Here is an 11650-nt window from a genome sequence, read left to right as displayed (position 1 = left end):
CAATGTCATTAAGATAAGGCGCGGAAACCATAATCAAGCACAAGAGCAGGTTATCAAAAAGATAGCCCGCTCTTTTTTTTGTTTCAAAAGAAAATCAAGACTTAACAGGTAGATGGATATGTGTGGCGAAGCCCCTTGAAAAAACGAGGAGGTTACGCCAATGAATGAGTACGCGAATTCGCTAAAAGAAACGCTGACATCCCTCATACGAGAAATGGCAGCCGCACCAGCACCTTATGTCAAAAACCCTGAAAAAGATTTTACCCGAAAGAAAAAGCTATCCTTTGAAACGGTGATGCAACTCCTGATCTCCATGGGGGGCAACAGCATATATAAGGAACTCCTGGAATCCCAAGGTTATAACGTAAACACCGCAACCACTTCCGCTTTTGTCCAACAGAGGAATAAAATCCTGCCGTCTGCTGTGGAATTCTTGTTTCACGCATTTACGCAATCGTATACGGATATCAAGGACTACCGAGGGTATCGATTACTTGCCGTTGACGGTTCGGATTTACATATCGCAACTGACTCTGCGGACACGGACACCTATTTTCAAAGTCAACCGAACACGAAAGGCTATAGCCTTCTGCATTTGAACGCTGCCTATGACTTGTGCAACAGACTGTACGTGGATGCCATTGTTCAACCACGAAGGTTGTGCAACGAGGGAAGGGCGCTGGCTGCTATGGTTGACCGTTCTCCCATCAAGGGCAAAACCATTGTTATTGCCGATAGAGGTTATGAAAGTTACAACAATTTCGCGCACCTTGAACGCAAAGGGTGGAACTATGTCATACGGGTAAAGGATTTGGATTCCAATGGTATTCTTTCGGGCTTGCGTTTGCCCTCTAGCGGAGAGTTTGATAGGGACGTTCATCTGACACTCACCAAAAAACAAACCAAAGAGGTCAAGGCTAATCCCGAGATGTACAAGTTCGTTCCTTCCACGTCTACATTTGATTTTTTGGATTTGCATGAGAACTTGTTTTACCCGATTACCTTTCGGGTTGTTCGTTTCGTCCTGCCTCATGGCGCTTATGAGACCGTCATTACGAATCTTTCTGCCGCTGATTTCCCACCCGATGAAATCAAGTCTATGTATAACAGGCGATGGGGCATTGAAACCTCTTTCAGGGCATTAAAGTACACTGTCGGTCTGACGAATTTTCACGCAAAGAGACGAGAGTCCATCACCCAAGAGATTTTCGCAAGAATGATCATGTACAATTTCGCTGAAATGATGACCTCACACGTCGTCATTTCCCAAATGGATAAACGGCACTCATACCAAGTCAACTTCACGGTTGCCGTTCACGTTTCTAGACATTTCCTGCGCTCACGGCACGATGAACCCCCGCCCGATGTTGAAGCACTGATCCGCAAAAACATTTTGCCGATTCGCCCCGTTCGCCCAGGGCAGCAGAATACGCGCAAAATACGCTACAAATCAGTTGTTAGCTTCGTCTATAGAGTAGCATAATTCGTTTCATATGAACATTTTTTAAGCGGATCTTCCGTCCGCTTTGTTTGCTGTACGCTTTTTCCTTGCTTGCACCAAAAACAAACGGCACAGGGCTTTTTCCCATGCCGTTTCGGATTCCATTTTTATTTCCGCTCTTGTCTTTGAGCTTAACTTAATGACATTGCCCGGTAAGGGGCGTCTTTTTGTGGATCTACAACTGGTGATCGTAAACTGTCTACCCGCATATGCACATTTCTCTCGCCACATACGGGGACTCTCCCGATCGCTCAGGAACGGTACATGTGTGTTACGCCGCTTATGATCACTATCCCATTTGTTCAGGAAAGGTCAGGGTATCTAGCCGTTTACGAGCCTTTCCCAAGTCCTCACTCAAAGTCAAATGAGCAGCCGTGGGCGGAAATCTGAGCCAAAAGGAGATTGCTTCAATGAATATCCGAAGGTGCTAACCTGACTCGATGGGAGAATGATGAAAAGAACAATAGAGGTAGGGAACTGCTCAGAAGGCAATACGTAGAAATGGGCAGCCTGGGTGGAATCTGAGCCAAAGGGAGATTGCCTGGAAGGATATCCGAAGTGGCAGATAATGCTGCTAATTTGTAAGATTGGTTGGACGTAAGGTGGAATATGTTGTGATATGATGGGGGGGAGAAAGAGGAAAGCTGGTGCTGGAAATTGAGAATATTTCGTGGTCTTGTCAATCTCATTATTATTATAATACTTTGGGCGATCCTTAAGAATATCTGGGAGCCTGCTGCTTATATATTTGTGCCATTGCTTGCAATTGTGATGTTCTCCGGGCTGAACAACAAAGCGGAGCAGGAGAACGAAGCAGGCCGGCACGATGAGCAGGGGGAAGCTCTGAATGAATGGGACGGTCATGATAATGATCAAGATGAGTACGATGAGGATGAGGAAGATGATGAAGAGGACGAAGAAGACGAGGAGTATGATGAACTGGTCGAGGATGCTGCGGTCATCGTAGCTCAGGCAGGCTATGCTTCCTCGGAGCTGTTGGAGGCCGAGCTTGACATCGATGAGGAAGATGCCGAGTACATATTGAATGAATTGGAGGAGTATGGAGTTGTTGATGAAGCTTCAAGCGACAGTTCTGTACGGAAGGTGCTCCTGACGCCGGAGGGAGTTAAGGCGCTGGTGAACTCCTGGCATGAGTATGAAGATGATGAAGACGAAGATGAAGCTGACGACGGAGACGACGAGGACGAGGCTGGTTGGCATAGCTTGAGAGATGAATGGGTGAAGAATGCGGCATCGGTTGTGGTGGGCGCGGGCTATGCCTCGGCGGATCTGCTGCAGTTCCACCTTGCTGTCGACAGGGATCAGGCGATCGAATTGCTTCAAATTTTGGAAGCTTGCCATATCGTTGGTGCAGCAGAGGGACATCGCACCGAACGAAGCGTGCTCGTGACTCCTGCGTGGCTTGATAGAGTAAGCCGGGAACTATCTGAGGAAATAGTAGCTGAGACTGAGAATGGGCTAGAAGGTTTGCTTCAGCAACTGGACGCTCTTCATGGCATGGAGGCGGCCAAGCAACATGTCCTGCAACTGGTTCATGTGCTGTCAGAGATGAACGAGCGGGAGAACCTCGGGTTCGATACCTATGAACTGCGGATGAATATGATTTTTGCTGGCCTGCCGGGCATGGGACAGATGACAATCGCGCGTATTCTCGGCAAATTATTATATGAGTTGGATGTTCTCAATGAAGGGGAGGTTGTGGAGATTTCTTTCTGCGAACTGCTAGGGTCAGATCCATTCACAACCTCTACAAAGGTCAACGATGCTCTTGACGAGGCTTCCGGCAATGTTGTCGTCATTCCTGATTTGTACCGGCTGTCTGAGCCGGGTGCGCCGGAACAAGGCAATGAGGCGATCCATTCGCTGTTAAGCTATCTGGATCAGTGCAACGAGGATATCGTTCTCATTTTGATCGGGCCGCCGAACAAGCTAAATAGCTTACTGGACAAATATATCGGAATCCGGACCTTTTTCCCGTACTTGATTCCATTCTTGCGAACGGCGACGCCATCAGGTAAGGATCTTTCGAATGTGGCGGCCGATCGCTCTCATCAGTTCGAACGCTCTTCCTTCCCTACGGAACTAATTGTGCCTGAAATACTGCCTTCAGCCTCACCGCCATGGGAGCATGCGGAACCGGAGACTGTTGCTCCGCAATTCGAACCGGTTCAGCAGAACGAGGAAAGAATTGAACTGGATGTGGTTCGGGAGATTGCGGAGAGACTTGAGCAGAATGGGGTTCAGCATAATGTGGAGAAAAATGAACCGAATATGGTTCAGGCAGAACCGTTCGACTGGGAGGCGGAGCTGAGCCGTAGCGAAGAACTGCACGATCAGCGCGCCACGCTGGCTGAATGGGCGGAGCAGCTCCATGCCTATCGCGAGCGGAAGGCCAAAGGCATGTATGCGGATGCTCCTTCGGCCTGCTTCGTGTTCAAGGGAGGCGTCGAGTCGGGAAGATCATCACTGGCTCATTGGCTGGCCGGGCTGTATAAGCATTATGGTATCGTAGCCCGCGGACATATCGTAAATACGGAGCTGCAGAACGTACGGTCGGTGCAGGAGCTTAATGATCAGCTGCAGAACAGTCTGCAGCAAGCGGAGGGCGGATTGCTTGTCGTCCGTATTCATGAACTGTGCTCGGCCCCCGAGCGGGTACAAGCGGAGCGGGCGGTGGCGGATGCGCTGATGAAGGCGACGGATAAGATGAATGCGGACAAGGTCATCGTCATCGAAGGGCCGGAAGAAGAAGTGAAGGCATTCCTCGATGTCAGCTCGGTGTTGCGCATGCGGTTTTCCAAGCAAATCGATTTGAATCGGATTCCCGCCGAAAAGGCTTAACAATCGCATTCTGCGAAAAGAGGAATGAAGAGCCGTTGAGGATAACTGATAATGCAGCCGTTGGCGGAGCCTATTCGTATATGTCTAGCAACGGGACGGCATGGTCCAAACGTACTTTCCGTCCAAGGGATGAACTTGCAAAAGGTGATCTGGACCGGGACCGATCTGCTTGGCTCCGGGGAAGACGGATTGCTGGCAAGGATCAAGCCAAAGAAAAAGTGAGCCTTGCTTCCTGCGCGCCAGCATGCTGCCATAAGATGCCTGCCGTCTGCTCATCATCGGCGGGCGGGCGTCTTATGCTTCAACCGCTTGATATTCGCTTCCTAATCTTGTATGATAAGGGTACCTTATAGGAATGGGGAGCTTTTGATGTCGGTGCTTTGTTCTTAACCAACCCAATTGGATAGCGTGAATTCCATCGTGTCCATGTCGCACCAGATCCGATCTGTGGCGTCTGTTTGTGATGCGCGAATGGAATGTCTCACACGTGTTAAGAACAAAGGCCATCCACGTTGAATTCCATCGATTGCGATCAGCCGTGCTCTTGAGCGCGGCTTTTGTTATGCACGGACCAGTCGCCGGCTTGTCCAGGATCCGCGAACGATCCTAGGCAGGGCGGAGGCCGGGCGCGGTTCAGCCTGCAGGGACGACGCCTGCAACTGGGCGACAGGCTGGAAGTCCTGCCGCATCCGGCAGATTCCGCATGCTCGGGCGAGGCGCATTCCGTTGCGCAGGCTGCCGAGCAGCAACGATCGCGATGAAGATGATAGGGCAGAAGTTGGACGTATGTTCATTTTCTGCCCTTTTTTGGCGTTGAAGCAGTCATGGCCATGTTCTATCTTATCAAGCGATGAAGCGAGGTAGACTTTTCCATGAAAACCCTATTCGATACGATCCAAGAAAACATGCGCCTTGATGAAGGCGCGCATGTCATAGAACAGATGGTTATCTCATGTTATTTGAAACCGGGTATTGCGACGAAAGAGTTGGCCCGGCACACGATGCTTCCGGTTCCGCTTGCGACGGCCGTCAAGAAGGAACTTATCCGCGCCGGCCTGCTCCGGCAGGAAAGGGGAGTACGCTGCACGCCTGCAGGCAATGCCTGGGTCGAGCAGGAACGGGATTATGAGGGGCTTGATATCGCCCTATACCATGCCTTGCTGAAGGCCGGTCCGGATTGGCGCACCTTATTGGCCGACTGGTGGAAGGATTGGAGCGGCATTTATGAAGCCCGGCCGCAGGCGGACGTGCAGATCGATCAGTCGAAATGCACGATGGAGACCAGTCTGAAGCGGGCGATGCTGTGCTTGCGCGAGCACGCGTTGATTGGCAAGCGGGTGCTCTGCATCGGCGACGACGATCTGGTCAGCATCTCGCTCGGCCTGCTGCTGAAGCGGCTGTTCCCGGGGAAAAGCAGCCTGAGGACCAGGATTCATGTCGTCGATATCGACGAGCGCTTTCTGCAATATATTCGCGATGTCGCGGAGCGGGAGCATCTGCCGATTCAGTGCCACCATGCCGATCTCCGTCAGCCGCTGCCGGAAGCGCTGCATGGCCGCTTCGATTGCTTTTTTACGGATCCGCCGTACACGATGCCGGGCATGAGCTTGTTCCTGTCCAGGGGCATCAGCGCCCTTAAGCGGAGTAAGGGACTCCCCGTATTCCTGTCGTTCGCGCACAAGCCGCCCGGCTTCACCCTGGCGATGCAGCAGGAGTTCATTCGCATGGGGTTGATGGTGCAGGAAATTATCCCGCATTTCAATGAATATGAGGGAGCGCAAATGATCGGCGGCCGCGGGCAAATGATTGTGCTGAAGTCGACGGAGCGGACCGTTCCGGGGTTCGACGAACGTTGCGAAGGGGCGATATACACCGGTGAAATCAGGCGTACGGAGCGCCTGTACCGCTGCAAGCAATGCCTCGGTGCGGTTAGGGTCGGCCAGGACTTGGAGATTGGCAGGATTGAACAGTTGAAGCAGCGCGGCTGCTCCCGCTGCGGGGGCTTCACCTTCGAGCTCGTTGAAAAGAAGCAGAGCGGCAAGACGGAGGAAACCGCACCGCTCGCGTCCCATCAGCGGCAACACGGATAGTTGACCGCGGTGGAAAGAAAAAACACCGTTCTGCCCGGGGAAGGGCGGAACGGTGTTCCTTATGCGGCTACGCGCGGACGGTCTCCCGTGTCCGGACCGAGCATGGTTGGTCCGCCGACGAGCCGGCCCCGGACAAGGCGGTGCACTCCCGGAACGCGAAATGCCTGCACCCTTGACAGCGCGCCGTACTGATGCGCGTCAAGGCATAGTCGATGGCGGCGCCCGTCCGATCGAAGAAATGGTCGGCCCCGATGCGATCGGCCAGTCCCGTCCGGGACAACAGCGTCTGCGGCTGTTCATGGATGCCGGTCACGAGCACGATGCCGCCTTGGCGCTGAACGCGGCCGACGAGAGCGGACAGATTCGCTTCGGCGGTCGTATCCATGTACGGGACGCGGCCCATGCGCAGAATCAATACGAGCGGAGTGTCTGCGGACTGATCGGCCAGCGATTGCTCGAATGACTGGGCCGCCCCGAAGAATAGCGGCCCTTCGACCGTGAACATGCTGATTTGCGGGCAATGCCGGCCGTCTTTCACGATCCGGGAAGAGACCTTGGCTTTCCGGTCGGCCGGATCGGGCAGCACTTTGGCGACCTTGACCCCTTCGCTCATCCGCTTCACGAACAGAACGACGGCCAGCACGAGCCCGGCCTGGACCGCCACCGTCAGATTGAAGAAGACGGTCAGCAGAAAGGTGACGGCCAAAATAAGCGAATCGGCGGTCCGTGTCCGCAAAATATGCAGAAAAGCTTTGCGCTCGCTCATGTTCCAGGCGACGACCATCAAAATCGGCGCCATGGCGGCAAGCGGAATATTCGAAGCGTACGGTGCGAAGAACAGCAGCACCAGCAGCACGACAAGCGCATGCACGACGCCTGATACGGGAGATACGGCTCCGTTCCGGATGTTGGTCGCCGTTCGGGCGATAGCTCCGGTCGCGGGAATGCCGCCGAACAGCGGCGCGATCATGTTGGCGATTCCCTGGCCGACGAGCTCGCGGTTGCTGTTGTGCCGATCGCCGGTCATGCCGTCGGCGACGACCGCCGACAGAAGCGATTCGATGCCGCCGAGCATCGCGATCACGAAGGCGGGCTGCAGCAGTTGGAGGATACGATCCCAACTGATCGCCGGCACCCGGAATTCGGGCAAGCCGCCCGGAATATCGCCGAAGGTCGAGCCGATGGTGGCTACCTGGCCCGGGAAGAACCAGGCGGCAGCCAAGCTGGAGATGAGCAGCCCGATCAGCGATCCGGGAATGCGGGGCAGCCATCTCGGCGTGATAAGCAGGACGGCAAGGCAGAGAGCCGCGGTCAATACGCTATATAAATTCAGCGACGGAAGCTGGAGAATGAGGGCGCGCATGTCGGCGATGAAGCCGCCCTGCTTGTCAACGTGCACACCGAGGAAATCGGCGATCTGCCCCGTAAAGATGATGACCGCGATCCCGGAGGTGAAGCCGATCGTGACCGGCCGCGGGATGAAGCGGATGACGGCTCCGAAGCGGAGCAGCCCCATCAACACGAGCATGGCCCCGGCCATGAAGCCGGCGATGAGCAGATTCTCGTAGCCATACTGCAGGACAATGGCGAACAAAATCGGAATGAACGCCCCCGTCGGCCCCCCGATCTGGAACCGCGAACCGCCCAGCAGCGAAATGAGCAGGCCCGCCACGATCGTCGTATAGAGCCCGTACTCCGGCTTGACGCCCGAAGCAATGGCAAACGCCATCCCTAACGGAATGGCGACAATGCCGACAATGCTTCCGGAAATCAAATCTTTCTTCAGCGACTGCACGGAATATCCGGCATAACGCCCGCGCAACAACGGTTTCATTCACTTTCCCACCATTTCTAAATATCTGATTATTTGAATATACAAAAAAATCATATATTTCATTTCCGCTTCTGTCAAAGCCGGTGTAGCGCCGTGTATGGCGGGCAGAAAGGGAAAAGAGAGGAAACCCGAGTCCGTTTCTCGAATCCCTCTCTTTTATGAAGATTCTTGTTTTTTGATGTTTTGCAGCATCGAAATCGAGTTGACAAGATGATTGTCGAAGATGCGCTTCGCCACCTGGAGCAGATCCTTAATCATCGGATCGCGCAGAGAATAAATAACCGAGGTTCCGTCCTTGACGCCGTAGACGACGTTCTTGCCGCGAAGGACGGCCAATTGCTGCGAGACGGCCGATCCTTCGATGCCGAGGATCGACTGAATTTCGTTCACTGTCTTGTCGCCCTCGCATAGAACCTCCAATATTTTGATTCTCAAGGGGTGTGCCAACGCTTTGAAAAACTCGGCTTTGAACTGTTGAATGTCCGGATACATGGCGTACTCCCTTTGTCTTGGAAAGAGTAGATATAGAATAGTGTACCACAAAACGGACGCTTCTGGAAAAGAAGCATGGAGGCCCAGGTGCGGGGGCTTTGTCAGGAAGAGAGGGGAGGGGAATCATGGCCCTCTGCCGCCGCATGCTTCTTCTTCAAGATAAACCCGGTGCTGGCCGAGAGCAGGTACATCGTCCCTCCGACGATATATACCGCCTGCGGTCCCCACATGTCGGCCACCGTTCCGGCGAACAGCACCGACACCCCAAACAGAACATAGTTGATCGTGCTCTGCGCCGCGAATACATTCGGCTGCTCGGCGAGCGGAGTGTATTGCTGGACATACGTCCGCTGGGCGATATCGCGCAGCTGGTAGAACGGGCCCATCAGCAGGACGATAGCCAGGGCGATGAAGGCCTGCGTATTGAACGCGTAGCCGTAAGCGAACAAGCTCACGCCGAAGGAACCGACAATAATGGTGCTCACCAGATGGCGGTGGATAAGGGCGGACAGCTTGAGCGTAATCAGCCCGCCGATAATGGTGCCCGCATAGTAGGCGGCATTGATATAGCCCCACCACGCTTCATCCTTCTGCAGCACCTCCTGCGCGAAGACGAGCGTGACGCCGCCAATCCAGATGCCGCCCGCGATTCCTTCGACGATATCCATCCACGTAATGATCCGCATCTGCGGATGGGTGAACAGAAAGGTCCAGCCGGCCAGCATGGAGCGGGAGCCTTTTGCCTTCCGTTCGAGGTGTTCCTTATGGGACAGGCGAATGAGGAAGAGGCAGCCGAGGAGCAGCAGCCCCGAGGACAACTGCAGCACGAGCGAGTGGCCGAGCTTGGCGACGAGAATGCCGCCGGCGGTCCAGCCGAGCAGCGACAGCATCTGCATGCTGGTGGAGACAAGGCTGTTGGCCTGCACGCGCTTGTCCTCCTCGACAAGGCGCGGATAGAGCGCATTGGCCGCGGCGGAGGCGCAGCCTTCGACATAGCCGATAAGCACGATGCCCCCGAACGCATAGCCGAGAAACGCGGATGCAGGCAGCATCTCGGACAGGGGCGCCAGAGAGAAGGCGACAAGCGCGGACAGCGCGCATTGGAGCCCCAGGAACAGCCGCGTCACGTTGGCGACCGTCAGCTTCGTATACCAGAACGGCAGAGAGAAGCTGCTCGACAGCACGGCGATGGAGCGGACGAAGGAGACCGCTCCGGCGAAGGCCGCCGACCCGGTCAGTTGGTATACGGCGGCGATCAATGTCATCATATAGAGCGATCCGGCCAGATTGGCGAATGATCGGCTTGATAATAACGAATAAAAGGAACGATTCAAGCGGACACCTCATTAACTATATAAACCTGAATTTCGAAAGTAACTGTGCCTGAAAAATGAAAAAAGGGCCCAAATCTTTGGTAGAATAGTGTTTGCGAAAACAACATCACCCAAAGAGAGGAGCACCTTTTAGGTGAAGTCTACCACACCCGTCAGCAAAATCAAGACTGAATTTTCCTTGCGTCACGCTTCCAGCGTTGGTGGAAGCAAAGTATTCCTGGAGTATCTCGAAAAAATCGAACTGGACAAAGCATTGCAGAACTTGAGCAACATCAAACACAGGCACTCCCTGTTCCCTGTTTTTCGCATCCTGCTCTACCTCATAATCGGCTGGACACTCGGTTGTGAACGCCTTTTTCATTTTCGAGCGTTGCAACAGGATGCACTTGTGCAACGTTTCCTCGGTGGACGCTGTCCACACCACACCTTGCTGTATAAAGAATTGAATCGGTTTGGTAAGCAACCAACTTTCACACTCGACTTGAGAAAGTTGAATCAGCAGGTCATCGCGCCTGGTTTGCCCGATGAACTCATCATGGATCTGGATTCCACCGTGGAAACCGTTTTTGGTCACCAAAAAGGCGCGGCCGTTGGCACGAATCCCCACAAACCGGGACGTAAAAGCTACCATCCGCTGTTGGCTTATGAAGGCCAATCTCGTTTGTGTTTAAACGCTGTTCTTCGTGCTGGAAATACGCATTCATCCACGAATGCCGCTGACTTCCTCCGCCAGACGTTCGAATTGCTTGGTGATCGTCCGGTGAAGTATGCCCGATTTGACAAAGGATTTGGCGGTGAGGACTTTTACGGCTTATGGGAATCCAAAGGAATCGGGTATGTAGGAAAATTGAAATGGACCCAGCGACTTCAAGCGGAAGTGCAACGCTGCTCCGTTTGGAAGCGATTTGTCGATGAGGAGTGGATCATCGAGGGCATTGTACTGGTCTACAAAGCCACCTCCTGGAAGAAAGCACGCCGTGTTGCCGTCATCCGCAAAGCACAGGTGTACGATGGGGATCAATCTCGGCTTCTTCTTGATACAGATTGGCAGTATGAAGCGATCGTCACAAGCCTTGAGTGGGAGCCGATTGACCTGTGGCATTTCTACAACCAGCGTTGCTGCATGGAAAACCACATCAAGGAAGCCAAGCGTGGCTTTTCCATCAACCGCATTTCGACAAGCCGCTTCACCGCGAATGAAATCGACTTGCTAATCAAGCTGTTAGCATACAACCTCTACGAACGGTTTAAACGCGACTGCTGTGAACCGGTTCATCACGGGTATACGATTGCCCGGTTTCGTCAGGAGTTTTTCCTCTGTGCCGCGACCATCATCCAGCATAGTCGGCAGGTGATTCTCAAGTTGGCGAGAGATTTCCCGAACCGCTACACTTGGCTACGGATCGCGACAAAAGTTGCTGCGCTGGAATGACCGCTTCCAAAAATAAACATGGAAATGCAATGCCTCTGTGGGATGGGGAGGGGGAAAATATGCCCTTCTTTTCGAATTAGCGCTCATGGGACTGGATATTTTCTT

General features: G+C 53.6%; 7 protein-coding genes. 4 read left to right on the top strand and 3 right to left on the bottom strand.

The genetic code is table 11. From position 1 onward, the window contains the following. Positions 1 to 160 precede the first annotated feature (160 nt). The 3 genes from ABD76_RS17230 (at position 161) to ABD76_RS17220 (ending at position 6453) form a co-directional block, all read left to right on the top strand. On the top strand, positions 161 to 1483 hold the full coding sequence (locus ABD76_RS17230) for an IS4 family transposase (protein ID WP_197257525.1): 1323 nt from the start codon (positions 161 to 163) through the stop codon (positions 1481 to 1483). A 768-nt stretch (positions 1484 to 2251) separates the two neighbouring features. Then, entirely contained in the window at positions 2252 to 4363 is a 2112-nt protein-coding gene (locus tag ABD76_RS17225; RefSeq protein WP_197258454.1) for a P-loop NTPase family protein, read from the top strand. An 872-nt stretch (positions 4364 to 5235) separates the two neighbouring features. After that, on the top strand, positions 5236 to 6453 hold the full coding sequence (locus tag ABD76_RS17220) for a bis-aminopropyl spermidine synthase family protein (RefSeq protein WP_197258453.1): 1218 nt from the start codon (positions 5236 to 5238) through the stop codon (positions 6451 to 6453). Between the two features lie 67 nt (positions 6454 to 6520). Here ABD76_RS17220 and ABD76_RS17215 read toward each other — a convergent pair whose 3' ends face one another. From ABD76_RS17215 to ABD76_RS17205, 3 genes are all read right to left on the bottom strand, one after another. After that, the gene (locus tag ABD76_RS17215; protein ID WP_197258452.1) at positions 6521 to 8287 is read right to left on the bottom strand and encodes a SulP family inorganic anion transporter; all 1767 of its coding nucleotides are present in this window, start codon (positions 8285 to 8287) and stop codon (positions 6521 to 6523) included. A gap of 156 nt (positions 8288 to 8443) precedes the next feature. Beyond that, a complete protein-coding gene (locus ABD76_RS17210; protein WP_006676633.1) occupies positions 8444 to 8779 on the bottom strand; it encodes an ArsR/SmtB family transcription factor in 336 nt (111 codons plus the stop codon). Between the two features lie 101 nt (positions 8780 to 8880). Further along, positions 8881 to 10113 (bottom strand): MFS transporter, encoded by a 1233-nt coding sequence (locus ABD76_RS17205; protein WP_197258451.1) that lies wholly within the window; start codon positions 10111 to 10113, stop codon positions 8881 to 8883. Positions 10114 to 10246: 133 nt separating this feature from the next. On the opposite strand from ABD76_RS17205, the gene ABD76_RS17200 reads away from it, so the two are divergent. Beyond that, complete coding sequence (locus ABD76_RS17200) at positions 10247 to 11545, top strand: IS1380 family transposase (protein WP_197253375.1); 1299 nt, start codon at positions 10247 to 10249, stop codon at positions 11543 to 11545. The last annotated feature ends 105 nt before the right edge of the window (positions 11546 to 11650 follow it).

Origin of the sequence: Paenibacillus dendritiformis, assembly GCF_015845845.1 — a bacterium.
GTDB classification, from domain to species: domain Bacteria; phylum Bacillota; class Bacilli; order Paenibacillales; family Paenibacillaceae; genus Paenibacillus_B; species Paenibacillus_B dendritiformis_C.
The sequence above is the reverse complement of the archived record's forward strand: the minus strand, read 5'-3'. Positions and strand labels throughout refer to the sequence as shown.

Excerpts from the sequence above, each read along its gene's own strand:
- ABD76_RS17210 (WP_006676633.1), bottom strand. The coding sequence starts at position 8,779 with ATGTATCCGGACATTCAACAGTTCAAAGCCGAGTTTTTCAAAGCGTTG.
- ABD76_RS17215 (WP_197258452.1), bottom strand. The coding sequence starts at position 8,287 with ATGAAACCGTTGTTGCGCGGGCGTTATGCCGGATATTCCGTGCAGTCG.
- ABD76_RS17220 (WP_197258453.1), top strand. The coding sequence starts at position 5,236 with ATGAAAACCCTATTCGATACGATCCAAGAAAACATGCGCCTTGATGAA.
- ABD76_RS17230 (WP_197257525.1), top strand. The coding sequence starts at position 161 with ATGAATGAGTACGCGAATTCGCTAAAAGAAACGCTGACATCCCTCATA.